At 74.6% G+C, this 25,867-nt stretch carries 26 protein-coding genes; 12 read left to right on the top strand and 14 right to left on the bottom strand.

Annotated features, from left to right (window positions below; genetic code table 11):
- Positions 1-6: 6 nt before the first annotated feature.
- Positions 7-423 (top strand): CoA-binding protein, encoded by a 417-nt coding sequence (locus tag EBO36_RS03075; protein WP_122823318.1) that lies wholly within the window; start codon positions 7-9, stop codon positions 421-423.
- Between the two features lie 130 nt (positions 424-553).
- Positions 554-2,491, top strand: a complete 1,938-nt coding sequence (locus EBO36_RS03070; protein WP_241237052.1) for a BCCT family transporter — start codon at positions 554-556, stop codon at positions 2,489-2,491.
- An 88-nt stretch (positions 2,492-2,579) separates the two neighbouring features.
- Here the strand turns inward: EBO36_RS03070 and galE are convergent, their stop codons facing one another.
- Genes galE through EBO36_RS03055 form a run of 3 tightly spaced genes read right to left on the bottom strand, consistent with a single transcriptional unit; the run spans position 2,580 to position 5,271 of the window.
- Positions 2,580-3,557 carry a UDP-glucose 4-epimerase GalE gene (gene galE, locus EBO36_RS03065; RefSeq protein ID WP_122823317.1) on the bottom strand — a complete coding sequence of 326 codons (978 nt, stop codon included), beginning with the start codon at positions 3,555-3,557 and terminating at the stop codon, positions 2,580-2,582.
- Positions 3,558-3,583: 26 nt separating this feature from the next.
- On the bottom strand, positions 3,584-4,096 hold the full coding sequence (gene purE, locus EBO36_RS03060) for a 5-(carboxyamino)imidazole ribonucleotide mutase (protein WP_122823316.1): 513 nt from the start codon (positions 4,094-4,096) through the stop codon (positions 3,584-3,586).
- A gap of 50 nt (positions 4,097-4,146) precedes the next feature.
- The gene (locus tag EBO36_RS03055; RefSeq protein WP_465253902.1) at positions 4,147-5,271 is read right to left on the bottom strand and encodes a 5-(carboxyamino)imidazole ribonucleotide synthase; all 1,125 of its coding nucleotides are present in this window, start codon (positions 5,269-5,271) and stop codon (positions 4,147-4,149) included.
- Positions 5,272-5,314: 43 nt separating this feature from the next.
- On the opposite strand from EBO36_RS03055, the gene EBO36_RS03050 reads away from it, so the two are divergent.
- Entirely contained in the window at positions 5,315-5,983 is a 669-nt protein-coding gene (locus EBO36_RS03050) for a GtrA family protein (RefSeq protein WP_241237051.1), read from the top strand.
- 1 nt (position 5,984) lies between these two features.
- On the opposite strand, the gene EBO36_RS03045 is transcribed toward EBO36_RS03050, so the two are convergent.
- The 4 genes from EBO36_RS03045 to EBO36_RS03030 form a co-directional block, all read right to left on the bottom strand.
- Positions 5,985-7,307, bottom strand: coding sequence for a sensor histidine kinase (locus tag EBO36_RS03045; RefSeq protein ID WP_122823314.1), 1,323 nt, complete (start codon positions 7,305-7,307; stop codon positions 5,985-5,987).
- 7 nt (positions 7,308-7,314) lie between these two features.
- A complete protein-coding gene (locus tag EBO36_RS03040; protein ID WP_122823313.1) occupies positions 7,315-7,998 on the bottom strand; it encodes a response regulator transcription factor in 684 nt (227 codons plus the stop codon).
- A gap of 51 nt (positions 7,999-8,049) precedes the next feature.
- Positions 8,050-9,120: an adenylate/guanylate cyclase domain-containing protein gene (locus EBO36_RS03035; RefSeq protein ID WP_122823312.1), complete on the bottom strand. Its 1,071-nt coding sequence runs from the start codon at positions 9,118-9,120 to the stop codon at positions 8,050-8,052.
- A gap of 79 nt (positions 9,121-9,199) precedes the next feature.
- A complete protein-coding gene (locus EBO36_RS03030; RefSeq protein WP_122823311.1) occupies positions 9,200-9,994 on the bottom strand; it encodes a biotin--[acetyl-CoA-carboxylase] ligase in 795 nt (264 codons plus the stop codon).
- Between the two features lie 120 nt (positions 9,995-10,114).
- On the opposite strand from EBO36_RS03030, the gene EBO36_RS03025 reads away from it, so the two are divergent.
- The 3 genes from EBO36_RS03025 to EBO36_RS03015 are packed head-to-tail and all read left to right on the top strand — an operon-like array spanning position 10,115 to position 13,707.
- Entirely contained in the window at positions 10,115-11,722 is a 1,608-nt protein-coding gene (locus tag EBO36_RS03025; RefSeq protein WP_122823310.1) for an acyl-CoA carboxylase subunit beta, read from the top strand.
- Entirely contained in the window at positions 11,719-11,994 is a 276-nt protein-coding gene (locus tag EBO36_RS03020) for an acyl-CoA carboxylase subunit epsilon (RefSeq protein ID WP_244925347.1), read from the top strand. The genes EBO36_RS03025 and EBO36_RS03020 overlap by 4 nt, the downstream gene beginning before the upstream one ends.
- A 27-nt stretch (positions 11,995-12,021) precedes the next feature.
- The gene (locus EBO36_RS03015) at positions 12,022-13,707 is read left to right on the top strand and encodes a DUF885 domain-containing protein (protein ID WP_122823309.1); all 1,686 of its coding nucleotides are present in this window, start codon (positions 12,022-12,024) and stop codon (positions 13,705-13,707) included.
- Positions 13,708-13,744: 37 nt separating this feature from the next.
- Here EBO36_RS03015 and EBO36_RS03010 read toward each other — a convergent pair whose 3' ends face one another.
- The gene (locus tag EBO36_RS03010) at positions 13,745-14,497 is read right to left on the bottom strand and encodes a DsbA family protein (RefSeq protein ID WP_122823308.1); all 753 of its coding nucleotides are present in this window, start codon (positions 14,495-14,497) and stop codon (positions 13,745-13,747) included.
- A 65-nt stretch (positions 14,498-14,562) separates the two neighbouring features.
- Between EBO36_RS03010 and EBO36_RS03005 the strand changes: the two genes are divergently transcribed.
- The 5 genes from EBO36_RS03005 to EBO36_RS02985 all read left to right on the top strand — a co-directional run bounded on the left by EBO36_RS03005 (position 14,563) and on the right by EBO36_RS02985 (position 19,962).
- Positions 14,563-15,216: a Maf family protein gene (locus tag EBO36_RS03005; protein WP_387966673.1), complete on the top strand. Its 654-nt coding sequence runs from the start codon at positions 14,563-14,565 to the stop codon at positions 15,214-15,216.
- Positions 15,217-15,394: 178 nt separating this feature from the next.
- Positions 15,395-17,203 (top strand): acetyl/propionyl/methylcrotonyl-CoA carboxylase subunit alpha, encoded by a 1,809-nt coding sequence (locus EBO36_RS03000; protein WP_122823306.1) that lies wholly within the window; start codon positions 15,395-15,397, stop codon positions 17,201-17,203.
- Between the two features lie 41 nt (positions 17,204-17,244).
- On the top strand, positions 17,245-18,147 hold the full coding sequence (locus EBO36_RS02995; protein ID WP_122823305.1) for an NUDIX domain-containing protein: 903 nt from the start codon (positions 17,245-17,247) through the stop codon (positions 18,145-18,147).
- A gap of 11 nt (positions 18,148-18,158) precedes the next feature.
- The gene (gene dapD / locus EBO36_RS02990; RefSeq protein ID WP_122823304.1) at positions 18,159-19,091 is read left to right on the top strand and encodes a 2,3,4,5-tetrahydropyridine-2,6-dicarboxylate N-succinyltransferase; all 933 of its coding nucleotides are present in this window, start codon (positions 18,159-18,161) and stop codon (positions 19,089-19,091) included.
- On the top strand, positions 19,084-19,962 hold the full coding sequence (locus EBO36_RS02985; RefSeq protein WP_122823303.1) for a hypothetical protein: 879 nt from the start codon (positions 19,084-19,086) through the stop codon (positions 19,960-19,962). Before dapD ends, EBO36_RS02985 begins: the two co-directional genes overlap by 8 nt.
- 31 nt (positions 19,963-19,993) lie before the next feature.
- Here EBO36_RS02985 and EBO36_RS02980 read toward each other — a convergent pair whose 3' ends face one another.
- The 3 genes from EBO36_RS02980 to EBO36_RS02970 form a co-directional block, all read right to left on the bottom strand.
- Complete coding sequence (locus EBO36_RS02980) at positions 19,994-20,233, bottom strand: hypothetical protein (protein ID WP_122823302.1); 240 nt, start codon at positions 20,231-20,233, stop codon at positions 19,994-19,996.
- 218 nt (positions 20,234-20,451) lie between these two features.
- Complete coding sequence (locus EBO36_RS02975) at positions 20,452-21,531, bottom strand: sensor histidine kinase (RefSeq protein ID WP_164471311.1); 1,080 nt, start codon at positions 21,529-21,531, stop codon at positions 20,452-20,454.
- A gap of 158 nt (positions 21,532-21,689) precedes the next feature.
- Positions 21,690-21,890 carry a hypothetical protein gene (locus EBO36_RS02970; protein WP_122823300.1) on the bottom strand — a complete coding sequence of 67 codons (201 nt, stop codon included), beginning with the start codon at positions 21,888-21,890 and terminating at the stop codon, positions 21,690-21,692.
- A 142-nt stretch (positions 21,891-22,032) separates the two neighbouring features.
- Here EBO36_RS02970 and EBO36_RS02965 point away from each other — a divergent pair, with 142 nt between their 5' ends.
- Complete coding sequence (locus EBO36_RS02965; RefSeq protein ID WP_122823299.1) at positions 22,033-22,698, top strand: response regulator; 666 nt, start codon at positions 22,033-22,035, stop codon at positions 22,696-22,698.
- Between the two features lie 155 nt (positions 22,699-22,853).
- Here the strand turns inward: EBO36_RS02965 and EBO36_RS02960 are convergent, their stop codons facing one another.
- The 3 genes from EBO36_RS02960 to fdxA form a co-directional block, all read right to left on the bottom strand.
- A complete protein-coding gene (locus EBO36_RS02960) occupies positions 22,854-24,152 on the bottom strand; it encodes a citrate synthase (protein ID WP_122823298.1) in 1,299 nt (432 codons plus the stop codon).
- A gap of 216 nt (positions 24,153-24,368) precedes the next feature.
- Complete coding sequence (gene dapC / locus EBO36_RS02955) at positions 24,369-25,499, bottom strand: succinyldiaminopimelate transaminase (protein WP_122823297.1); 1,131 nt, start codon at positions 25,497-25,499, stop codon at positions 24,369-24,371.
- Positions 25,500-25,508: 9 nt separating this feature from the next.
- The gene (fdxA, locus tag EBO36_RS02950; RefSeq protein ID WP_122823296.1) at positions 25,509-25,826 is read right to left on the bottom strand and encodes a ferredoxin; all 318 of its coding nucleotides are present in this window, start codon (positions 25,824-25,826) and stop codon (positions 25,509-25,511) included.
- Between the last annotated feature and the right edge of the window lie 41 nt (positions 25,827-25,867).

Genomic DNA, 25,867 nt, shown 5'->3' with positions numbered 1-25,867 from the left:
GCCCGTATGAGCCATCGCAACGACCCCGCCGTCATCCGTCGCCTCCTCACCACCCCGGGCCGCTGGGCCGTGGTGGGCCTGTCCGCGAACCGTGACCGGGTGGCGTACGGCGTCGCCCGGTACGTCCAGGAGGCCGGGATGGACATCGTCCCGGTGCACCCCCGCGCCGAGACCGTCCACGGCGCCGAGGGGTACGCGCGGCTCGCCGACGTCCCCGGGCCCATCGACGTGGTCGACGTGTTCGTCAGCTCGGACAAGGCGGGGGCCGTCGTCGACGAGGCCATCGCCGTCGGCGCCCAGGCGGTCTGGCTGCAGCTCGGCGTGGTCGACGAGGCCGCGGCGGCGCGGGCCCGCGAGGCCGGGCTCGACGTCGTCATGGACACCTGCCCGGTCATCGAGGCGCCGCAGCTTCCCGTCGGCTGACGGCCGGCCCCACCCACCCCGGGGCGCCGCCGCGCCGCCTCTCCGCTCGTGTGTTCGGCGTCACCTGATGGACTCCGAGCGCGCCTCTCCTCTAAGATTGACGGGCTCTTTGCCCCCGTGAGAGGAATGCGTGCGCCCCGATCCCGAGACCACCCCGCCCTCCGACGCCTCGCCCGAGGGGCGTCCACGCGCCCGGTCGGCCCGGCGCGTGCTCCACGAGATCAACGCCTACCCGCACAACGTGCACCCCGCGCTGGTGCCCGGTATCTCCGTGGACGAGCAGCGCAACAACTACCGCACGGACAAGGCCGTCTTCGGCGCCGCGGCGCTGGCGATCGTCGCCTTCATCGTCTGGGGCATCGTCTCCACCGACTCGCTCGAGGCGGTCTCGGACACCGCGCTGGCCTGGGTGGTCGCCAACACCGGCTGGTTCCTCAGTGCGATCGCCTCCGTCCTCTTCCTCTTCATGGTGGGTGTGGCGGTGTCCCGGTACGGCCGGATCCCGCTGGGGCGGGACGGCGAGAAGCCGGAGTTCTCCACCACCTCGTGGGTGGCGATGATCTTCTCCGCGGGGATCGGCATCGGGGTCTACTTCTTCGGCGCGTACGAGCCGATGACCTTCTACCTCACGCCGCCGCCGGGATCCGGGGTCGACCCCGAGACGCGGGAGGCCATGCACACGGCGCTGGCTCAGGCCACGTTCCACTGGGGCCTCAACGCCTGGGCGATCTACGCCCTCGTCGGGGCGGCCGTCGCCTACAGCTCCTACCGGCGCGGCCGGCTGCCGCTCATGAGCTCGGTGCTCACGCCGCTGCTCGGCCTCAAGCGGACGGAGGGGGTCGGCGGCAAGCTCATCGACATGTTCGCGATCATCGCGACGCTCTTCGGGACGGCGACGTCGCTGGGGCTCGGCACGCTGCAGATCGGCCGCGGTGTCGAGATCGTCTCGGGTGCCGGCGACCTGTCCAACACGGTCCTCGTCGTCATCATCGTCGTGCTCACCATCGCGTTCGTCGCCTCCGCCGTCAGCGGCGTGGCCCGCGGGATCCGCTGGCTGTCGAACATCAACATGACCATCGCCGTGCTGCTCGGCCTGTTCGTCTTCGTCGTGGGGCCGACGCTCCTGCTCGTCAACCTCGTCCCCTCGGTCATCGCGCAGTACGCCAACGACTTCATGGCGATGACGGGCCGCTCCTCCTCCTGGGGCGAGGACTCGGCGGAGTTCGTCGCCGCGTGGACCCAGTTCTACTGGGCCTGGTGGATCTCGTGGTCCCCCTTCGTCGGCATCTTCATCGCCCGGATCTCCCGGGGCCGCACGCTGCGCCAGTTCGTCGGCGTCGTCCTCGTGGTCCCCACGCTGATCTTCCTGCTGGCGTTCTCCCTCCTCGGGGGCACGGCCATGCACCTCCACGAGGGCGGGGCGGACCTCGCCGTGGACGGCTCCGCCCAGGACATGTTCTTCGCGCTCCTGGGGCACCTGCCCGGCAGCACCGTCATCACCGTCGTCGCCGTCATCTCCATCTGCATCTTCTTCATCACGAGCGCGGACTCCGCGGCGCTCGTCATGGGCACCCTGTCCCAGCGCGGCAACTCCACCCCCGACAAGCGGGTGACGATCTTCTGGGGCCTGGCGATGATGGGGATCGCGGTCGTCCTGCTGCTCCTCGGCGGCGACGACGCGCTCCAGGGCATGCAGAACCTGCTCACCGCCTCGGCGATGCCGTTCGCGGTCATCCTCGTGCTCATGACGGTCGCGTTCTGGCGCGACCTCGCCACCGACCCCATGTCGATCCGGCACACCTACGCCCGCGCCGCGCTGCAGAAGGCGGTGGTGAGCGGCGTCGAGCAGCACGGGGACGACTTCGAGATCAGCGTCGGGCGGGCGCCGGCGGGCGAGGGCGCCGGCGCGGACTTCGACTCCCGCGACGAGTCCGTGACGTCCTGGTACCAGCGCACGGACGAGGAGGGCAACCCCGTCGACTACGACTACGCCACCGGCGAGTTCCTCGACGCCGCCCCCGACGACGGCGCGGGGCAGCCGCACGCGCCGGCGGACCAGCGGCCCTGAGCGTCACGGTGCCCCGCCCGTCACACGGACGGGCGGGGCACCGAGACCGGACTGCCCGAGGGCGCCCCGACGACGGGGCGCGGGGTCCTCAGATGCGGCGGGGTCCGGCCTGCCACGCCTCCCAGGCGCTGGCGATGATGTCGTTGAGCCCGTGCTCGGCCTTCCAGCCGAGGACCTGCTCGATGCGCTCGGACGAGGCGACCAGCCGCGGCGGGTCACCGGGCCGGCGCGCCTCGACGTCCGGGGTCACGTCCAGCCCGCTCGCGCGGCCGATCTCGTCGAGCACCTCGCGCACGGAGGCACCGGTGCCCGTGCCCACGTTGAACACGGCGTGCTCGCGGCGGTCCTGCTCGAGGTAGTCCAGCGCCGCCAGGTGGGCGTGGGCAAGGTCGAGCACGTGGATGTAGTCGCGCACGCACGTGCCGTCGGGCGTCGGGTAGTCGTCCCCGAAGATCGCCGGCCGCCGCCCGGTGGCGAGCCGGTCGAGGACCATCGGGACGAGGTTGAGGACGGCGGGGTCGCCGAGGTCCGGCCACCCCGCCCCCGCGACGTTGAAGTAGCGCAGGCTCGCCGACCGCAGGCCCGAGGCGCGCGCCGCGTCCGCCGCCATCCACTCGCCCACGAGCTTGGTCTCGCCGTAGGGGTTGATCGGCTGGGGCGTGGTGTCCTCGGTGACGAGCTCGACGTCGGGCATGCCGTACACGGCCGCCGAGGAGGAGAAGATGAAGCGGTCGACGCCGACCCCTTCCATGGCGGCGAGGACGGTGGCCATGCCGCCCACGTTCTGCTGGTAGTACCAGGCGGGGCGGGCCACCGACTCCCCCACCTGCTTGCGCGCGGCGATGTGGATGACCGCCCGCGCCTCCCGCTCCTTCATCACGCGCTCGAGCGCGTCCTGCGCCCCGGCCCCGGCGAGGTCGAGCTCGACGAGGGTCGCCTCACCGATGCGGTCGTCGCGCCCGGTGCTGAGGTCGTCGACGACGACGACGTCCTCGCCGCGCTCGAGGAGGAGACGGACCACGTGGGCCCCGATGTACCCGGCCCCGCCGGTGACGATGACGCTCATGGTGCGAGCCTAGTGCCGCCGCGTCCCTACGGCGCCTGACACTCGGCGCGCACGCGTGCCCCCTTGGCGGCCGCCGCCTCGCGCAGGTCCTCCTGGAAGGCGACCATCCGCTCCCGCAGGTCCAGGTCCGCCTCGCTCGTGCCGGCGGCGAGGATCCGGGCGGCGAGGAGCCCGGCGTTGCGGGCGCCGCCGATCGAGACGGTGGCGACGGGCACGCCGGCGGGCATCTGGACGATCGAGAGGAGCGAGTCCATCCCGTCGAGGTGCGCGAGGGGGACGGGGACGCCGATGACGGGCAGCGGGGTGAGCGCGGCGAGCATGCCCGGCAGGTGCGCCGCGCCGCCGGCACCGGCGATGACGACCCGCAGCCCCCGGCCGGCCGCCGCCCGCCCGTAGGCCACCATCTCCTCGGGCATGCGGTGCGCGGAGACCACATCGGCCTCGACGTCCACGCCCAGCTCCGCGAGCGCGTCGGCGGCCGCCCGCATCACCGGCCAGTCCGAGTCCGACCCCATGACGATCCCGACCTCGACACCCATCACCGTCTCCGTCCTCCGGTCTGAGCGGGTGCCCGGCCGGGCACCCGCGCTCACTCTCCGCGCAGGAGCGCCACCGCGCCGCTCGCCGCGGCGCGCGCGGCGCCGACGTCGTCCCCGACGACGGTGACGTGCCCGAGCTTGCGGCCCGGGCGCACCTCCTTGCCGTAGAGGTGGACGCGGGCGGCGGGGTGCGCGGCGAGCACCGCCGGCAGCGCCTGGGTGGGGTCGGGGAGCGCGCTGCCGAGGAGGTTGACCATGACGCTCACCGGCGCGCGCGGCGCCGTCTCGCCCAGCGGCAGGTCGAGCACGGCGCGCAGGTGCTGCTCGAACTGGCTCGTCGTGGCCCCGTCGATGGTCCAGTGGCCGGAGTTGTGGGGCCGCATGGCGAGCTCGTTGACGGCGATGCGCCCGTCCGGGAGCTCGAACATCTCCACGGCGAGCACGCCCGTGACGTCGAGCCCCTCGGCGATGCGCTCCCCCACGGCGACCGCCTCGGCGGCCCGCGCGGGGTCGAGCCCGGGGGCCGGGGCCAGCACCTCCGCGCAGATGCCGTCGCGCTGGACGGTCTCGACGACGGGCCAGGCGCGGACCTCGCCGGAGGGGCGCCGGGCGAGCAGGACCGCGAGCTCGCGGACGAAGGGCACCCGCTCCTCGGCGAGGAGCTCCTCCCCCGCGCCCAGACCGCCGAACCAGTCGTCGGCGCCCGTGGCGTCGGCGACCACCCGCACGCCCTTGCCGTCGTACCCGCCGCGGGCGGTCTTGACGACGACGGGCCACCCGACGTCGTCGCCGAACCGGCGCAGCGCGGCGGCGTCGGCGACGGGCGCCCACCGCGGCCCCGGTACCCCGAGCTCCGCCAGGCGCCGGCGCATGACGATCTTGTCCTGGGCGTGCGCCAGCGCCGCGGACCCCGGCCGCACCGCGACACCGTCGGCCTCGAGGGCGCGGAGCAGGTCCGCGGGGACGTGCTCGTGCTCGAAGGTGAGGACGTCCGCGCCGGCGAGGAGGGACCGTACGGCGGCCGCGTCGTCGGCCCGGCCCACCGGGGCGTCCGGGACCACCTGCGCGGCCGAGCCGCCGGCGTCCTCGACGAGCGCGCGCAGGTGCACGCCGAGCCCGACAGCTGCCTGCTGCATCATCCGGGCCAGCTGGCCCCCGCCCACCACCGCGATCACTGGTCCCACGAAGGGGCAGCGTAGTGCGCGGTACCCTGGAGCGGTGAGCTCGTCCCACGCAGCGGCCGGCATCGGCGGCGCGGCCGACGACGCGACAGCACGTGAGACCACTGCCCCGGACGTTGCCACCCACGACACCGCCATGCAGGACGCCACCATGCGGGACACCGCCGCTCAGGACACCGACGCGCACGACGCCGCCACGCACGACGTGGCCAGCGCCGCCGCCGGGCTCCCGCCCGACGAGCCCCCCGCGCGGCTGCCCGGGGCCCGCTGGCTCCGGGTGCGCCAGCAGCTCGCCGAGCTGGCCAAGTTCGGCACCGTCGGTGGGGTGGCCTACGTCGTCGACGTGGGCCTGATGAACCTCCTGCGGTTCGGCCCCGGCGAGCTCCTCGGGGACAAGCCGCTCACCGCCAAGGTGCTCTCGGTGTGCGTCGCCACGCTCGTCGCCTGGCTGGGCAACCGGTACTGGACGTTCGCCGAGAAGAAGCGCTCCTCCCGCGCCCGGGAGCTGGTGATGTTCCTCCTCGTCAACGCCGGCGGCATGCTCATCGCCGTCGGGACGCTCGCCGTCTCGCACTACGTCCTCGGTCTCACGTCACCGCTCGCCGACAACATCGCGGCCAACGGCGTCGGGCTGGTCCTGGGGACGGCGTTCCGCTACCTCTGCTACCGCTACGTCGTCTTCACCGGACCAGCGCCCGCGCGCTGAGTCACCAGCGCCGGCGGCGCCGCCCCATGGAGACCAGGGCGCCCTGCGGCAGCACGACGTCGGGGTCGAGCGCGCGCGGCACCGAGCTGAGGAAGACGGCGAAGACGGGCGGGCGGCGCTGGGCCAGCTCGAGGCGGCCGCCGTCGGCGGCCACGAGGCCACGCGCCAGGGCGAGCCCGAGGCCGGTCCCGCCACCGGAGGTCACGTGCTTGTCGAAGATCTCCGGCGCGAGGTCGTCGGGCACCCCGGGACCCTCGTCCGTCACCTCGAGGACCACGCCGTGCTGGGAGCCCGAGGGACGCGCCCGGACGGTGGTCGTGCCCGCGCCGTGCTTGAGGGAGTTCTCCAGGAGGGTGGACAGCACCTGCGCGAGGGCACCGGGGGTCGCCAGGACCGTGAGGTCGCAGCTCTCGGGCAGCTCGAGGCGGCGCCCGGCCCGGGTGAACGTCGGGCCCCACTCGTCGGCCTGCTGGGCGAAGACGTCGTCGAGGCGGATCGCCTCGGTGGTCCCGCCCCCGGCCTGCCGGGAGTTGCGGAGCAGGTCGTCGACGACGCCGACGAGCCGCTCGATCTGCTCGAGGCTGATCCGCGCCTCCTCGCGCACCTCCTCGTCGTCGCTGAGCGCCTGGATCTCCTCCAGGCGCATGGACAGCGCGGTGAGCGGGGTGCGCAGCTGGTGGGAGGCGTCGGCGGCGAACTGACGTTCCGCCGCGAGGCGTCCCGCCATGCGGTCGGCCGCCCGGCCCAGCTCGGCCGAGACGAGGTCGATCTCCTCGATCCCCGAGCGCTCGAGCTGCGGGCGCACCTGGCCCGAGCCGATCTGCTCGGCGCTGGCGGCCAGGTAGATGAGGGGCGCCGCGAGGCGACGCGCCTGCCGGCGCGCGACGAGGATGCCCACGGCCAGCGCCACGACGGAGGCGACGACGACGAGCGCCACGGCCCGGACGGCGCTGAGCCGGACCTCCGCCGCGGCCACCTCCATGCGCACGGTCGCCCCGCTGGGGGTGGTCTGGACGGACCGGACGACCCCGCCGCTGATGTCCTCGCCCGCCTCGAGCACCATGCCCTGCGGGCTCTGGACGACGATGTGCGCGGGCAGGTCGTCGTCCCCACCGATCCAGGGGTCGAGCATGTCCGCGTCGAGGGCCTCACCGTTGGTGAGGCGCCGCTCGACCGAGCGCGCCAGGGAGCCCGTGCGCAGGTCGAGCGTGGAGCGCTCGGACTCCCACATCATCAGCGCCCCGAAGACGCCCAGGGGCACCCCGAGGAGGAGCACGGCGACCGCCACGGCGGCCACCGTCATCTGCACCGCGCGGCGACGCACGCTCCGCTCAGCTCTCCCCGGTCTCGAACCGGAAGCCCATCCCGCGCACCGTCGTCACATATCGCGGGTCGTTGGCGTCGTCGCCGAGCTTGCGCCGCAGCCACGACACGTGCATGTCGAGGGTCTTGGTGGAGCCGGTGGGGTCCGAGCCCCACACCTCGCGCATGAGGGTCTCGCGGCCCACGACGGAGCCGGCCTCGCGCACGAGCACCCGCAGGAGCTCGAACTCCTTGGCGGTCAGCTGCATCTCCCGCGTGCCCTGGAACGCCCGGTGGGCGGCGACGTCGACGCGCACGTCCTGGGCGACGAGCTCGTCCTCGTCGCTGAGCTCGCCGCCGGCGCGGCGCAGGAGCGCCCGGACGCGGGCGAGCAGCTCGGCGAGCCGGAAGGGCTTGGTCACGTAGTCGTCGGCGCCGGCGTCGAGGCCGACGACGAGGTCCACCTCGTCCGCGCGCGCCGTGAGGACGAGGATCGGCGTGGCCATGCCCTGGGCGCGGACCCAGCGGGCGACGTCCAGGCCGTCCATGTCCGGCAGCCCCAGGTCGAGGACGATGAGGTCCGCGCCGACGGAGTGGTCGATGGCGCCCTGGCCGGTCCCGTAGGCGCTCACCTCATAGCCTTCGCGGGTGAGTGCGCGGGCCAGGGGCTCGGCGATGGCGGGATCGTCCTCGACGAGTAGCACGTTGGTCACGCGAGCATCGTAAGGCTTTGCACGATCATGGGCGGGCAGAGGACGCAGTGGTTACGAGCGGCGCCCCGGCTCGGCGCGCCGCAGCTCGGCGAGGCGGACCGTCCCGATGCCCGGCATGTCCGCCTCCGGGCGTGGCGTGCAGACGAACCGCGAGCCCTTGGGCCCGGTCACCAGGGCGTCCGCGCTCGCCGCGTCCATGAGCACGGTGCCGGGGGCGGCCACGTCGACGAGGCGCGAGGCGAGGTTGACCGTCGGCCCGAAGACGTCGCCCGAGCGGGAGACGACGCGGCCCCACACCAGCGAGGCGCGCACGGGCAGGAGGTCCGGCCGGGCATCGATCGCCGCGATGAGGTCGACGGCGACCTCCGCGGCCGTGGGCAGGTCGTCGGCGACGAAGAGCACCGCGTCACCGATGGTCTTGACGACCCGCGCGCCGTGGGAGGTGATGACGTCGCGGACCGCGAACTCGAACCCCTGGACGAGCCGCGCCAGGGCCTGGGAGCCCAGGCTGGCCGACCGGGTCGTGAAGGAGACCATGTCGGCGAAGCCGAGGGCGCGGGGCAGGGGCAGCGCGTCCGCGTCCACCCCGTCGTCCGGCCGGTGGGAGACCTCGGACTCGATGCGGGCGGCGAGCGAGGCGAGCTGGCGCCGCCACGCGTAGACGATCTGGTCCTCCAGGACGGCGCCCACCGCCGCCATCCGGTCCAGGACGACGAGCCGGGCGCTGGTGTCGTCGAGGTGGAGGCGCCGGGCGGCGTCCTCCACCAGGGCCTCGGTCTGCCACAGGGCGAGGCGGTCCGCGGTGTGGGACTGCGCCCGCACGAGCGAGACCGCGGTGGTGAGGTCGATGGTGCCGTCCTCGACGAGCACGGCGATGGCGCGCAGCGCGGCGACGTCGCGGTCGGTGAACGTGGGGACGTCGTCGGCCACGTCGGGGAAGCCCATGGCGCGCCAGAAGGTCCGCGCCGCCTCGACCGGGACCGCCGCGCGCTCCGCGAGCTCCACCATGGTGAGGGCGGGGTCGCCGCCGATGAGCGTGCGCTGGTGCTCGGCCACCGTGGACCGCGCAGGCGTCACCCCAGCGGCGCCCGAGCCGTCCGTCGCGCCGTCACCCTCACGCATGCCGCATCACATCCACGAGGCTATCCCGCCGTCCGGCACGGGGGGGGTGTGGGGCAGCCCGCCGGAGCCGGGGGCCGGCTCAGGTGCGGCGCAGGTGCCGCACGTCCCCGGCCAGCACCGCACGGCGGGCGCCGCCCACCTCGGCGACGACGAGGGCGCCGTCGGCGTCGAGGTCCACGGCGCGGCCCTCGACGCCGCGCCCCCCGGGCACGTCGACCCGGACCTGCGCGCCGATGGTCGTGCAGCAGGCGCGGACCTGCGCGCGCAGCGACGCCGGTCCCTCGGCCTCCCACGCGGCGACGAGCGGGGCCAGCTCGCCGCCGATCCTCGCCAGGAGGGCCTCGGCGGTGACGGCCAGGCCCGCGAGCGCGAGCGACGTCGCCCACGGCACCGGGAGCTCGCGCTGGCGCAGGTTGACGCCGATCCCCACCACGACCGCCCCGGGCACCACGGGCACGGCCTCGGTGAGGATGCCCGCCACCTTGCGGTCGTGCCCCCACCCGGGAACGGCGTCCGGGGCCCCGCCGACGACGACGTCGTTGGGCCACTTGAGGCCGACGGCCGGCCCCGCGCCGTCGGCCGGCGCGACGGCGCGGACGACCGCGAGGCCGGCGAGCAGCGTCACCCAGGCGAGGTGCTCGGCCGGGACCCGGGGCCGCAGCAGCACCGAGGCGGTGAGCGCCTCCCCGGGCGGCGTCGACCACGTGCGCCCGGCGCGCCCGCGCCCGGCGACCTGGCTGCGGGCGACGAGCACCGACATGGGCGGCCAGGCGTCGGGGTCGGCCGTCACCGCGCGGACGAGCTCGGTGCTGGTGGACCCCACCTCGTCACGGCGCTCGACGCGCGGGAAGGGCGACGCTCCGCTGGGGGCCATGGCCCTACCCTGCCGCACCCCCGGCGCGCCCCGCGTTGTGGGAGTCCCACAACGCCCGGGCGGGGACACCGGCCGCCCCCGCCATCGAGCGGTGGCCCCCGCACAGTTACGCTCGGGCGGGTGACCCCCCATGCCGAGCAGACCACGACGCCGCCCGCCCCGACCACCGCCGGACGGCTCGCGGACCTCGACGGTCGCGTCGCGGCCCTCGAGCAGGCCGAGGAGATCGCGCAGGCCAAGCAGCACCCCCGGCGGAAGAAGTCGGCCCGCGAGCGCGTCGCCGCGCTCCTCGACGACGGCAGCTTCGTCGAGCTCGACGCGTTCGCCACCCACCGGTCGACGAACTTCGGTCTCGACGGCAAGCGCGTCCCGGGCGACGGCGTCGTCACCGGCTACGGGACGATCGACGGGCGCCAGGTGTGCCTGTACTCCCAGGACTTCTCCGTCTTCGGCGGGAGCCTCGGTGAGGTGCACGGCCAGAAGATCACCAAGGTGATGGACCTCGCCCTGCGCACCGGCGTCCCGCTCATCGGCATCTCCGACGGCGGGGGCGCGCGCATCCAGGAGGGCGTCGCCGCGCTCACCCAGTTCGCCGAGATCTTCCGGCGCAACGTGGCCGCCTCCGGCGTCATCCCGCAGATCTCGCTCATCCTCGGGCCCAGCGCCGGCGGGGCGGTCTACTCCCCGGCCCTCACCGACTTCATCGTCATGGCCGACGGCACGTCGAACATGTTCATCACCGGCCCCGACGTCATCCGCTCGGTCACCGGGGAGGACGTCGGCTTCGAGGAGCTCGGCGGGGCGAGCACGCACAACGAGCGCTCCGGCGTCGCGCACTACCTCGCCGCCGACGAGGACGACGCCCTGGACTACGTGCGGTCGCTGCTTACCTACCTGCCCGCGAACAACCTCTCCGAGCCGCCCGTGTGGCCCACGGACGCCGGGACCCTCGAGGTGAGCGACGCCGACCTCGAGCTCGACGCCCTCGTCCCGGACTCCGACAACCAGCCCTACGACATGCGCACCGTCATCGCCCACGTCGTCGACGACGGGGAGATGCTCGAGGTCCAGTCGCTCTACGCGGCGAACGTCGTCACCGCCTTCGCGCACGTCGAGGGCCACCCGGTGGGCATCGTCGCCAACCAGCCCCTCCACATGGCCGGCACCCTCGACATCAACGCCTCGGAGAAGGCGGCGCGCTTCGTGCGGACCTGCGACGCGTTCAACGTCCCGGTCCTCACGTTCGTCGACGTCCCGGGCTTCCTGCCCGGGACCGACCAGGAGTGGAACGGGATCATCCGGCGCGGCGCCAAGCTCATCTACGCGTACGCCGAGGCGACCGTCCCGCTCGTCACGGTCATCACCCGCAAGGCCTACGGCGGCGCCTACATCGTCATGGGGTCCAAGCAGCTGGGCGCGGACGTCAACCTCGCCTGGCCCACGGCCCAGATCGCCGTCATGGGCGCGTCCGGGGCGGCGAACATCCTCCACCGCGGCACGCTGGCCCGCGCCGCCGCGGAGGGCCTCGACGTCGACGCGGAGCGCGCGCGGCTGGTCGCCGAGTACGAGGAGGCGATCGTCAACCCCTGGGACGCCGCCGCCCGCGGGTACGTCGACGCCGTCATCGCGCCGTCGCAGACCCGGTCGCAGGTGGTCCGCGCGCTGCGGGCGCTGCGGACCAAGCGGGCGTCGCTGCCCGCGAAGAAGCACGGGAACATCCCGCTGTGACCGAGGGCTGGTCGGGCAGCGGCGACGGCGCGGTGGTGGCGGACGCGCTCGCCGCGGCGAGCGCCGCGGACGGGACGACCGTGCGCGTGGTGCGCGGCGCGCCGGACGACGTCGAGCTGGCGGCGCTCGTCGCGGGGATCGTCGCGCACCGGGCGGCCCAGGTGCCCCCCGAGGAGCTCCCGCCCGGCACGCCCTGGGGCGACCGGGCCCGTCGGCTCCGCGCCGGCCTCGTGCCCGGGCCGCACACCTGGCGCTGGTCCCTGCACCCCTAGCGCCGCCGGTCGCTACGCTCTGGTGGCGTGACCCGCACCCCCACGGCCGTCGACGCCGTCGCCGAGGCCCACGTGCTGCGCGTGGCCGAGCTCGACCCGCTGGAGGCGACGTCGCTCGGCCTGCCCGGGCACGACGACGCCCTGCCGGACCTCTCCCCCGCGGGCGTGGCCGCCCGCGCCGACGCGGCCCGCGCGACCCTCGCCGAGCTGCGCCGCACCGCGCCGGCCGACGACGTCGACGAGGTGACGGTCGCGGCGATGACGGAACGCCTGGGCCTGGAGGTCGAGCTCGCGGAGGCCGGCGAGCGCGACCGGGAGCTCAACGTCATCGACTCGCCGGTCCAGGGCCTGCGGGACGTCTTCGACCTCATGCCCACCGCGACGGCCGCGGACTGGCAGAACGTCGGGGCGCGGCTCAACGCCCTGCCCTCGGCGCTCGCCGGCTACGTCGAGTCACTCCGGGCGGCCGCCGCCCGCGGCGACGTCGCGGCCGTCCGGCAGGTCGAGGCCACCCTGGCGCAGGCCGAGGAGCTCGCCGACGCCGCCGGCTCGTTCTTCACCACCTTCACCGCGTCCGCCCGGCCGGACGGCGTCGAGCCCACCGGGGCGCTCGCCGCCTACCTCGAGGAGGGCGCCGCGGCCGCACGCGGGGCGTACGGGTCGCTCGCCGCGTTCCTGCGCACCGAGCTCGCCCCGCAGGCACCGGCCCAGGACGCCGTCGGCCGCGAGCGCTACGAGCGGTGGTCCCGCTACTTCCTCGGCGCCCGCGTCGACCTCGACGAGACGTACGAGTGGGGCCTGGAGGAGCTGCGCCGCGTCGTGGCCGAGCAGGAGGAGGTGGCGCGGCGCCTGTACGGGCCGGGCGCCCGCGTCCGCGAGGCGATGGACCGCCTCGACGTCGAGCCGGCCCGGATGATCCACGGCACCGACGCCCTCCAGCGGTGGATGCAGGCGACGTCCGACGAGGCCGTCGCCGCCCTGGCGGGGGCGGAGTTCGACATCCCCGAGCCCGTACGCACCCTCGAGTGCCGCATCGCCCCCACGCACACGGGCGGCATCTACTACACGGGGCCCAGCGCGGACTTCTCCCGGCCGGGCCGCATGTGGTGGTCGGTGCCGCCGGGCGTCACCGAGTTCGCCACCTGGCGCGAGAAGACCACCGTCTACCACGAGGGCGTGCCGGGTCATCACCTGCAGATCGGCCAGACCGCCTTCCGGTCCGACCTGCTCAACACGTGGCGGCGCCTGGCGTGCTGGGTGAGCGGGCACGGGGAGGGCTGGGCCCTGTACGCCGAGCGGCTCATGGCCGACCTCGGCTTCCTCGACGACCCGGGCGACGCCCTGGGGATGCTCGACGGCCAGCGGCTGCGCGCCGCCCGCGTCGTCCTCGACATCGGCGTCCACCTCGGCAAGCCGGCGCCCGCCGAGTGGGGCGGCGGGACGTGGGACGCGGCGAAGGCGTGGGAGTTCCTGCGCGGCAACGCGAACATGGCCGACGGCTTCCTCGCCTTCGAGCTGGACCGCTACCTCGGCTGGCCGGCGCAGGCGCCCTCCTACAAGGTCGGCCAGCGGCTGTGGGAGGAGACCCGCGCGGCGGCCCGCGCGCAGGCGCAGGCCCGCGGCGAGGAGCTCGACCTGCGGGCCTTCCACCGCACGGCACTCGACGTCGGCTCCGTCGGTCTCGACGTCCTGCGTCAGACCCTCGTGGGCTGAGGGGCGCGCCCGCGTCCACCCGCGGGTCGCGGCGGCCTCAGTCGGTGACGCGGGCCTTGACGGCGGTGAGGACGTCCGCCTCCGTCTCGCCCTCGACGAGCTCGTCGTCGACGTAGACCTGCGGGATGTAGGAGACGCCCTCGGCCGCGGCGTACGCCGTCACCTCCTCGACCCACCCACCGAAGGCCTGCTCACGCACCGCGGCGGCGTCGGCGTCGTCGAGGTCGGCGCCCGCCTCCCGCGCCAGGGCGAGGAGCTCGTCGTCGCTGGGGCCGGCGTCGGTCCCGGCCTCCGGGCGCGCCTCGTACAGCGCCGTGAGGACGGCGGGCCACGCCTCGGGGTCGGCGTCGGCGACGACGGCGAGAAGGGCGGCGCCGCGGGTGGAGAACTTGTGGGTGGTCCGGGGCCCGAGGTAGTCGACGACGACGTGCTCCACGGCGACGTCCCCGCCCCCGGCCCACGCGACGACGTCGGCGTCGGTGTCCATCGCCTCGTGCAGGGCGCGGCAGTAGGGGCAGTTGAGGTCCTCGTAGACGACGACCCGCTCGGGCGCGTCCGGGTCGCCGACGATGACGGAGGTCGCCGTCACCGTGACGTTGCCGGTCGTGCGCTCCTGCGGCGCCCGGGCGGCCGCGGGCGACGTGGCACCCGCCGTCGCGCCCTCGCTCGCCGAGGTCGCGGTTCCCGGGGCGGGCGCCGCCGGGTCCTCCCCGCACGCGGCGAGCAGCCCGAGGGCGAGCACGGCGGGCACGGCGACGAACCGGCGCAGCCGGCGAGCGCGGGGAGTCATGGGGTCCATCGTCGCGAGGACCGGGTGGCGCGGCCCGGGACGTTCGGCCCAGTAGAGTGCGCGCGGTGCGCCTGCTCCTCGCCTCCGCCTCCCCGGCCCGCCGCACCATCCTGCGTGCGGCCGGCATCGAGCCCCTCGTCGAGCCCTCGGGCGTCGACGAGCCGGCCCTCCTCGCCGCCGCAGCCGCGCAGGGCCCGGTCCCCGCGGCCGAGCAGGTGCTCCTCCTCGCCCGCGCCAAGGCCCGCGACGTCGCCTCCCGGGCGGGCGTGGAGGTCCTCGTGCTCGGCTGCGACTCGATGCTCGAGCTCGATGGCGACGTCCTCGGCAAGCCCGACGACGCCGCAGACGCCGTGCGCCGCTGGCACCGCATGCGCGGGCGGCGCGGCCTCCTGCACACCGGCCACTGGCTCGTCCGCCCCGGTGACCGGGCCGAGGTCGGGGCGACGTCGACGACGGCCGTGACGTTCGCCGACGTCACGGACGCCGAGATCGAGGCCTACGTGGCCACCGGCGAACCCCTGGCGGTCGCCGGCGCGTTCACCATCGACGGGCTCGGCGGGCCGTTCGTCAGCAAGGTCGAGGGGGACCCCCACGGCGTCGTCGGGCTCAGCCTGCCGCTCCTGCGCGACCTCCTCGGCCGGCTCGGCGTGGCCGTGACGGACCTGTGGACCCTCGACAGGCCGGCCGTGCCCGGCGCGGCGGACGACCGCACCGGCTGACGGGGAGGGCACGAACGGCCGTCCCAGGCACTTGTCGTGTCCGCACAATCCTCGCGGGGCGCACTTAGCCGGTTGGACAGACTTCACCGGCGGCGCGGGCGGCGACTGTGAGGTCGGCGCCGCCCGCGGCTACCGTGGCCCGATCACCCCCGTCCGAGACCCCAAGAGCGGAGCGTCCATGACGAGCGCCTCACGTCCGAGACCGACGCGCCCGATCACCAAGGTGCTCATCGCCAACCGCGGCGAGATCGCCGTGCGGGTGGCGCGGGCGTGCGCGGACGCGGGGCTGGTCAGCGTGGGCGTCTACGCCGACCCGGACCGGGACGCGCTCCACGTGCGGATGTGCGACGAGGCCTTCGGGCTGGACGGGTCGCGCGCCGCCGAGACCTACCTCGACATGGGCAAGCTCCTCGACGTCGCCCGGCGCAGCGGCGCCGACGCCGTCCACCCCGGGTACGGGTTCCTCTCGGAGAACGCCGCCTTCGCTCAGGCCGTCATCGACGCCGGGCTCGTGTGGATCGGCCCGCCGCCGTCCGCCATCGACGCCCTTGGCGACAAGGTGAGCGCGCGCCGCATCGCCCAGGCGGCGGGCGCCCCGCTCGTCGCCGGGACGCCGGACCCCGTGGCCGACGCCGAGGAGGTGCTCGCCTTCGCCGACGAGCACGGCCTGCCCGTCGCCATCAAGGCGGCCTTCGGCGGCGGCGGCCGCGGGCTCAAGGTGGCGCGCCGGCGCGAGGAGATCCCCGAGCTGTTCGACTCGGCGGTCCGCGAGGCGACCGCCGCCTTCGGTCGCGGCGAGTGCTTCGTCGAGCGCTTCCTCGACCGCCCCCGCCACGTGGAGACCCAGTGCCTGGCGGACGCCCACGGCACCGTCGTCGTCGTCTCCACCCGCGACTGCTCCCTGCAGCGGCGGCACCAGAAGCTCGTCGAGGAGGCGCCCGCGCCGTTCCTCACGCCCGAGCAGGAGGCCGAGCTACGCCGCGCCTCCATCGCCATCCTCCGCGAGGCGGGCTACGTCGGGGCGGGGACCGCGGAGTTCCTCGTCGCGGTCGACGGCACGATCTCCTTCCTCGAGGTGAACACCCGCCTCCAGGTGGAGCACCCCGTCACCGAGGAGGTCACCGGCATCGACCTCGTCCGCGAGCAGCTGCGCATCGCGGCCGGGGAGGAGCTCGGGTACGACGAGGTCCCGGTGCGCGGGCACTCCCTGGAGTTCCGCATCAACGGCGAGGACCCGGCGGCCGGGTTCCTGCCCTCCCCCGGGCTCATCACCGCACTGACGTGGCCGACCGGGCCCGGCGTTCGGGTCGACACCGGCGTGGTCGCCGGCGACCGGGTCTCCGGCGCCTTCGACTCCATGCTCGCCAAGGTCATCGTCACCGGGGCGGACCGCGACCAGGCGATCGCCCGGGCCCGCCGGGCGCTGCGGGAGCTGGAGATCGTCGGCATCCCCACCGTCGTGCCGTTCCACCGCGCGGTCCTCGACTCCCCGGCCTTCGCGGCCCGCACCGGCGCCGACTTCGCCGTGCACACCACGTGGATCGAGTCCGACTTCGCCGAGGACGTCGCCGCCCTCGCGCCCTCCGCCGCACCGACGCCGCACGAGGCGGACGAGGACTCGGGGATGGAGCGCGTCGTCGTCGAGGTGGGCGGCAAGCGCCTCGAGGTGGTCCTGCCCGCCGGCCTCGGCATCGCGGCCGGCCGGCGCGGCGCCGCGCGGCGTCCCGCCCGCCGGGCCGCCGCCCGCGCCACCGCACCGAGCAACGGGGCGCTCACCTCCCCCATGCAGGGGACGATCGTGCGCGTCGCCGTCGCCGAGGGCGACACCGTCGGGGCCGGGGACCTCGTCGTCGTCCTCGAGGCGATGAAGATGGAGCAGCCGCTCGTCGCCCACCGTGCCGGGCGGGTGACCGGGTTGGGGGCCTCGGTGGGGACGAACGTCTCGGCGGGCGCGGTCATCTGCGAGATCGCGGTCGCGGACGCGTAGTCCGGGTTGCTCCGACGGGTCGACGTGCGAGGCTGGCCGGCGTGAGCGACCGCCCCGACCCCCGCCCGCCGCGACGGCCCGGGGACGGGTGGGTGGACTGCCGGTGCGGCGCCCGGCACTGGGGGCAGTTCGGCGCGGCCGGCCTCCTCGCGGTGCGCGACGCCGGCTCCGGGCCCGAGATCGTCCTGCAGCACCGGGCGCTGTGGAGCCACCACGGCGGCACGTGGGGCCTGCCCGGCGGCGCCGTCGGCCCCGACGAGAGCGCGGTGGAGGGCGCGGTCCGGGAGGCTGTGGAGGAGGTCGGGCTGCCGCCCGAGGCCGTGCGCCCCCGGGCCACCTGGCGGCTGCAGCACCCCGACTGGTCCTACACCACCGTCCTCGCGGAGGCCGTCGCCGAGTTCGAGCCGGCCGTCACCGACGCCGAGAGCCTCGAGACCCGGTGGGTGCCCGTGGCCGACCTGGCGGACCTGCCGCTGCTGCCGGCCTTCGGCGCGTCGCTGCCCGACCTGCGCCCGCTCCTCGGCCGCCGGCTCGTGCTCGTCGTCGACGCCGCCAACACCGTGGGCGCCCGGCCGGACGGCTGGTGGCACGACCGTCGCGGCGCGACGGAGCGGCTGCGCGACGAGCTCGCGGCGCTGCGCACGGCGGGGGTCCCGGCCGACGCGGTCGGCCTGCCCGGCGACCGGTGGTTCCCCGAGGTCGTCCTCGTCGTGGAGGGCCGCGCCCGCGGCGTCGCCCCGGCCGGCGGCGTCCGCGTCGTCGAGGCCGCCGGTTCCGGGGACGACGCCGTCGTCGCGCAGGTCCGGCCGGACCCGGGCGACCACGTCGTCGTCGTCACCGCCGACCGCGAGCTGCGCCGGCGCGTGGAGGCGCGGGGCGCGCGGACCGCGGGGCCGCGGCTCGTCCTGGCGGGCGTTTCGACCAGCCGCCCGGACGTTCCGTAGGCTGGACCGCCATGGAGCGCATCGCACACGGGATCGGCCTGGCCACCCGCACCGAGGACGGCCAGGTCCTCGACGCCTGGTACCCCTCGCCCGCCCTCGGCGCCGGCGGTGACACCGACGCCGGGGCCCTCGCCGCGGCCGAGGGCCGCGACGAGGTCCGGGGGGTGCGGACCGAGATCGTCCGCACCGAGATCGACCTCGACGCCGCGCCGGCCGGCACGGCGGACGCCTACCTGCGCCTGCACCTCCTCTCCCACCGGCTGGTCGCGCCGAACACGCTCAACCTCGACGGGATCTTCGCCGTCCTGCCCAACGTCGTGTGGACCTCGGCCGGCCCCTGCGCCGTCGACGGCTTCGAGAGCACTCGGGCGCGCCTGCGCGCCGCGCAGGGCCACGTCACCGTGCATGGCGTCGACAAGTTCCCCCGGATGACCGACTACGTGACCCCGGAGGGCGTGCGCATCGCCGACGCCTCCCGGGTCCGGCTCGGCGCCCACCTCGCGCCCGGCACCACCGTCATGCACGAGGGCTTCGTCAACTTCAACGCCGGCACGCTGGGCCGCTCCATGGTGGAGGGACGCATCTCCCAGGGCGTCGTCGTCGGCGACGGCTCGGACATCGGCGGGGGCGCGTCCATCATGGGCACCCTCTCGGGCGGCGGCCAGCACGTCATCTCTATCGGGCGGCGCTGCCTGCTCGGCGCCAACGCCGGTCTCGGCATCAGCCTCGGTGACGACTGCGTCGTCGAGGCGGGGCTCTACGTCACCGCGGGCACCAAGGTCACGGTGCTGCCGGCCGGGTCGGGGGCGCCCCGGGTCGTGGCCGCCCGCGAGCTCTCCGGCCGGGACAACGTCCTCCTGCGCCGCAACTCCGTCAGCGGGGCCGTCGAGGCGCTGCCCCGCGCGGGGACCGGGATCGTCCTCAACGACGCCCTCCATGCGTGAGCCCGCCCGCCGCCCGCGACTGCTCTCGCGGGCCCTCCTCGGCGTGGTCGTCCTGGCCCTGGCCACCGGCGGGGTGGTCCTGGGCCTCACCTGGCTGCTGCCCCAGCGGACGGCCAACGCCTGCACCGTGACGGCGGAGGACGGCTCGACGGCCACGATCGACGCCGACCAGGCCGACAACGCCGCCCTCATCACCGCCGTCGCCCTGCGCCGGGAGCTGCCGGCGCGCGCCGCCTCGATCGCCATCGCCACCGCCGTGCAGGAGTCGAAGCTGCGCAACATCGACTACGGCGACCGCGACTCGCTCGGGCTCTTCCAGCAGCGCCCCTCGCAGGGGTGGGGCACGCCGGAGCAGGTGATGGACCCGGTCTACGCCACGAACGCCTTCTACGACGGCCTCGTCGCGGTGCAGGGGTACGAGGCGCTGCCCATCACCGAGGCGGCGCAGCAGGTCCAGCGCTCCGCCTACCCCGACGCCTACGCCGACCACGAGCCGGAGGGCCGGGCGTTCGCCTCCGCCCTGTCGGGGCACTCCCCCGCGGCGCTCACCTGCCGGCTCCCCATGCCTGAGGACGAGGCCACGGTGGCCGAGGCGGTCGCCGGGCGGCTCGAGCGGGACTTCGGTGTGGCCCCGAGCGCCACGACGGACGAGGGCGTGGAGATCGACGCCGCCTCGTTCCCGGGCTCGTCGGCCGCGACCCTGGACCGGTACACCTGGGCGGCCGCGCAGTGGTCGGTGGCGACGGCGAGCGTCACGGGCGTCACCCGCGTGCACGTCGGCGACCAGGTGTGGGACCGCAGCCACGGCAACGACGCGCAGTGGACCGACGCAGAGCCCGCGCTCGCCCCGGGCACCGTCCGCGTGTCCTGACGCCCCCGAGCCGGCGGGGGCCCGCTGCCCCTCAGGCGACGTGCGCCGCGGCGAGCTCGACGACGGGCAGCCCTCGCTCGGCGAGCAGCTCGCGGGCCCGCGCGACGCGCGCCTCACCGGCCTCGAGGAGGATCTCGGGGCGCCACCGCTCCTCGGCCGGCAGCGCCGGCAGGCGCTCGTCCCGGAGCACCCGCAGGGCGCGCAGCGCGCACTCGCGGTCCGCGAAGGTCAGCACGCGGGTGCCGCCGTCCCACTCGAGGATCTCGTCCATGCGCCCCTCCTGCCGGTGCGTCGCGGGGATCTCACGACGGCCCGTCCCCCCGGCCGGGCCGTCGTGAGGCACCCGGTGCCCCGGCGGAGTGTCACCGCCGACAGTCACCGTCCCCACCGGGATACCGGGCCTGCCACCGACGGTAGGCGCGTGGGGACGCGGCTGGACCTACCCGTTCGGCCACCGCGCCCTGACCTAAGTCGACACGTGACGCGGCCCTAGCGCAGCGGGAGCTCGCAGCGCACGATCCAGACCTCGCCGTCGCCGCCGGCGTCCACCTGACCGCCGCGCTGGCTGGCCCGGGTGCGCATGTTCTCCAGGCCCATGCCGGAGGACGGGATGGCGCTCGGACCCGCCTTGGCCACCCCGTTGCGCACGACGAGGTGCACGGACGTGGCGGTCTGCCCGATGCTGATCCGGACCTTCTGGGCCCGGTCGCCGTGCTTGACGACGTTGGTCGCAGCCTCCTGGAGGATCCGGCCCAGGGCCAGGTCGGTCTCCACGGGCAGCCCGGCCAGCGTCTTGGGGTCGTAGTCGACCGCGGTGGCGAAGCCCAGGGCCTCGAGGTTCTGCCGGATGGACCCGAGCGTGGCGCCGAGGCGCAGGTCCCGGGCGGACTCGCCGTCGGCCGACTCCTCGTCGTCGTCGTTCTGCAGGACGTGGAGCATCCACCGCAGCTCCGTGAGGGCCTGCCGCGTGGAGCCCGCGATGACCTTGAGGGACTTGTCCCGCTGCTCCGGGTCCTGCGCCATCGAGACGACGCTCGCGTGCATGGACGCCATGGTGATGTGGTGGGCGACGATGTCGTGGAGCTCGCGGGCGATGCGGCTGCGCTCGCCCTTGATGGACTCCTCGCGCTCCTCCTCGAAGCCCGAGATCCGGACCGCCGCGGCGCGGTTGCGCTCGGCGAGCGCGGCGTAGGCGGCGCCGATCGCGGCGGAGACGAGGAGGAGGCCACCGACGACGAAGCCGGTCTCCCTCAGGTCCTCGTGCAGGGCGAAGCTCCCCGCCAGCCAGAGCGCGCAGAAGACGACGTAGCACGCCGCGAAACGCCGGTCGGCCTTAGCGACGACGATGCCCGAGACCGCCATCCCGAGGAGACCGATACCGGATCCGACGGGACTGAACATGCTGATGAGCATCACGCCGGCGAGGATCGCGGCCCCGATGGAGACCCGGAAGGCCATGAGCGCCAGCGCGGCGTTCGCCATGAGAACCAGGGCGAGGGCCGTCCCTGCGGACGTTTCCGCCATCGTGGCCGCATCGTCGCGGCCGACCTCGGCGATCACGTCGGACACGGCAGAGAAGGTGGCGGCCCCGACGATGAGCGCTTGCGCCCACCGGGGCATGGGCGCGCTCGCCCAGAAGCTCGGCTTGGAGCTGGTGGGCTTCTCGATGGGGCTGCGCCGCGACACGTGGTGACGATAGCGCTCGCGGCGCCGCCCCGAGACCTCGATCAGCAGCGCTTGAAGAAGAAGCAGTTGAGGTCGCTGACGAACCCGTTGGTGGTGACGCCGCCCGGGCGCGTGATCGCGGGCGCGACGGTCGCCGTCGCCGTCGCCGTCTCGAGGCTGGCGCCGGCGTCGCGGGCGCCGGCCGAGGCCGCGGGCGCGATCGCGAGGACGGCAGCGACCCCGATGGAAGCAAATACGCGCATGAAATTTCCCTTCTCGGTTCGGCGACCGGGGTGGTCACCGCCTTCACTACACCCGCACAATACTGCGGTTCGCGACCTCCTGATCTACTTATGGCTACCCCACCTCGACGGAGTCGTTCCGCGCCCCGCATACACTTCGGGCATGGAGCACATCCGGGTCCTCATCGTCGACGACCACCCCCTGATGTCCGAGGCGTTGGCGGTGTTCGTCAACAACGCCGAGGGCATGGTGTGCGCGGGGATCGCCTCGAACGGCCTCATCGGCATCCGGATGACCGACACCCACCGACCCGACATCGTCCTCATGGACCTCCAGATGCCGGTCATGGGGGGTATCGAGGCCATGGAGGTACTCGCCCGCGAGCACCCCGAGGTCAAGGTCATCGCCATGACGACGTTCAGCGAGCAGGAGCACGTCGTCGCGGCCCTGCGCGCAGGCGCCACGGGCTACCTCGTCAAGGACATGGACCCGGGCGACATCGTCCAGGGCATCCGCCGCGTGTACGCCGGCGAGGCGGCCCTCGCCCCCGCGATCTCGCTGGCGCTCGTCCGCAGCGTCCGCGAGGGCACGTCCGCGCGCCCCTCCAGCGAGGTCCTGCAGAGCTTCACCGAGCGGGAGCGCGAGGTGCTCCAGTGGCTCGGGCGGGGCCTGAGCAACGCCGAGATCGCCCGCCGGATCCACTACTCCGAGGCCTCCGTCAAGGCCAACATGACCCAGATCATGACCAAGCTCGGCGTCCGCGACCGGGTGCAGACCGTCATCAAGGCCTCCCAGCTCGGGCTCATCGACCTCTCCCTCGACGCGTAGCGCCGCACGTCCGGCCGACCCGGCGGGACGGCGCACCGAGGCGCCGCGCAGGACGACGAGAGGCCGTCACCGGCATGGTGACGGCCTCTCGGACGCCAGGCGTCCGCGCGGACGCCCGAGCACGCGCGGGGCCCTCACGGATCCCGCGCGCGCGATCAGCGCTGGTCGAGCGCGACGAAGTCGCGCTCCCCCTCGCCGGTGTACACCTGGCGGGGGCGGCCGATCTTCGTCGTCGGGTCGGCGATCATCTCGCGGTACTGGGCGATCCAGCCGGGCAGGCGCCCCATGGCGAACAGCGGGGTGAACATCTGCGTGGGGAAGCCCATGGCCTTGTAGATGAGGCCGGTGTAGAAGTCGACGTTGGGGTACAGCTTGCGCTCGATGAAGTAGTCGTCGTGGAGGGCGATGTCCTCCAGGCCCATGGCGATGTCGAGCAGCTCGTCGGAGCTGCCGAGCTGGGTGAGCACCTCGTGGGCGGCGTCCTTGACGATGGCGGCGCGGGGGTCGTAGTTCTTGTACACCCGGTGGCCGAAGCCCATGAGCCGGACGCCGTCCTCCTTGTCCTTCACCCGGCGCATGAAGTCCGAGGCGTCCCCGCCGCCGGCCTTGATGGCGTCGAGCATGCTGAGGACCGCCTCGTTCGCGCCACCGTGCAGCGGGCCGGACAGCGCGCCCACGCCGGCCGCGATGGAGGCGTAGATGTTGGCGTGCGAGGAGCCCACCATCCGCACCGTCGACGTCGAGCAGTTCTGCTCGTGGTCGGCGTGGAGGATGAGGAGCATGTCGAGGGCCTTGGTGAGGACCGGGTCGACGCTCTTGTCCTGGTAGGGCAGGTGGAACGTGAGCCGGAGGAAGTCCTCGACGTAGCCCCGCGAGGAGTCCGGGTAGAGCAGCGGGAGGCCGAGGGCCCGCTTGGCGATGTAGGCGATCATCGTCGGCACCTTGGCCAGCAGCAGGACCGTGGCGAGCTCGAGCTGCTCGGGGTCCTTCGGGTCGAGCGTGTGCTGGTAGTAGGTGGCGAGGCCGGCGATGCCCGACTGGAGGATGGCCATGGGGTGGCCGTTCGCCGGGAACGCGGTGAAGAAGGACTTGAAGTCCTCGTGAAGCAGGCGGTGGCGGGTCACCCGGGTGGTGAACTGCTCGAGCGCCGAGGCGTCGGGCAGCTCGCCGTAGATGAGGAGGTAGGCCACCTCGAGGAACGAGGACCCGGCCGCCAGCTGGTCGATCGGGTAGCCGCGGTAGCGCAGGATGCCCTCGTCACCGTCGATGTAGGTGATCTGCGACGTCGTCGTCGCCGTGTTCATGAACCCGGAGTCGAGCGTGACGAGCCCGGTCTCCTTGAGCAGGTTCGAGATGACGACGCCGTCGTTGCCCTCGCGCGCCTGGACGCGTTCGAACTGGAGCGTCGTGCCGTCGACCTGGAACGTCGCCGGCGTGGGCGTGGCATCGGACATACGTGGTTCCCTCCCCGGGATCTCTTCCTTGAGCGTGCCGTACGGCTCGCACACCGGCGCGACGAGGAACCTCGTCGGTCCGCCCGGTCACGCTACCTGGGCGGCAGCGCCTTTCCCAAAGCTCGTGGCGGGCTTGACCCCCACACTAGGCCCGGCCACGGACGTCGACCTGGGAAACCGTCCCCCTGCCGCACGCCCTGCGCGCCGCGGCGCGCGTCAGCGCAGCGGCGCCTCGGCGAGGCGCCGGGCCGCCGCCGCCACGCGCTCGTCGGTCGCGGTGAGGGCGATCCGGACGTGGTCGGCGCCGAGGGGGCCGTAGAACTCCCCCGGGGCCGCGAGGATGCCGCGCTCGGCGAGCGCGGCGACGATCTCCCGGCCGGTGGCGCCGGGGAGCCGGGCCCACAGGTAGAGGCCGGCCTGGCTCTCCGGGGCAACCTGCAGCCCGCCGGCCGCGCACCCGGCGAGGAGCACCTCCCGGCGCGCGCGGTAGCGCTCGCGCTGCTGGGCCACGTGGGCGTCGTCGCCGAGCGCTGCGGCCAGGGCCGCCTGGACCGGCGCCGGCATCATCATCCCGGCGTGCTTGCGCACGGCGAGGAGGCGCTCCACGAGCGCCGGGTCGCCGGCGGCGAAGGCCGCGCGGTAGCCGGCGAGGTTGGACTGCTTGCTCGCGGAGTACAGGACGAGCAGGCCCTCGTGGCTGCCGCCGGTGACGCGCGGGTCGAGGAGGCTCGGCACGCCCTCGCTCACCCAGGGCTCGTCCCAGGCGAGCTCGGCGTAGCACTCGTCGCTCGCCACGACGGCCCCGCGCTCCCGCGCCCAGGCGACGACCTTGGCGAGGTGCTCCACCCCGAGCACGCGCCCGGTGGGGTTGGACGGGGAGTTGAGCCAGACGAGCCGCACCCGGCCCGGCCCGATGGCCGTGGTCGCGTCGGCGGGGAAGGGTTCGGCCCCGACCAGCCGTGCCCCGACGTCGTACGTGGGGTAGGCGATGCTCGGGTGCATGACGACGTCGCCGGGGCCCATGCCCAGCAGGGCGGGCAGGAACGCGACGAGCTCCTTGGAGCCGATGGTCGGCAGGACGGCCTCGGGGCGCAGGTCGGGCACGCCGCGGCGCCGGGCGAACCAGTCGACGACCGCCTCGCGCAGGGCCGCGGTGCCCTGGGTGGTCGGGTAGCCCGGCGAGTCCGCCGCCGCGGCGAGCGCGCGGGTGACGACGTCGGGCGTCGGGTCGACGGGGGTGCCGACGGAGAGGTCGACGATGCCGTCCGGGTGGGCGGACGCGCGACGGCGGGCGTCCGCCAGGCTGTCCCACGGGAAGTCCGGCAGCGCCTCGGGGTGCAGCGGCATCGAGGCGGCTCAGGCCTGCGGGGGCAGGGCGGCGATGAGCGGGTCGTCCTTGGCGATGAGTCCCATCTTCGCCGCACCGCCCGGGGAGCCCAGGTCGTTGAAGAACTCGACGTTGGCGCGGTAGTAGTCCGACCACTGGTCCGGGACGTCGTCCTCGTAGTAGATCGCCTCGACCGGGCAGACCGGCTCGCACGCCCCGCAGTCGACGCACTCGTCGGGGTGGATGTACAGGGAGCGCTGGCCCTCGTAGATGCAGTCGACCGGGCACTCGTCGACGCAGGCCTTGTCCTTGATGTCGACACAGGGCTGAGCGATGACGTACGTCACGGGGGGTCCTCCTCTGCGCGGCGGCGCGGTGCGGTGTCCGC

Origin of the sequence: Georgenia faecalis, assembly GCF_003710105.1 — a bacterium.
In the GTDB taxonomy this organism is placed as follows: Bacteria; Actinomycetota; Actinomycetes; order Actinomycetales; family Actinomycetaceae; genus Georgenia_A; species Georgenia_A faecalis.
This window is presented reverse-complemented; position numbering and strand designations above follow the sequence as displayed.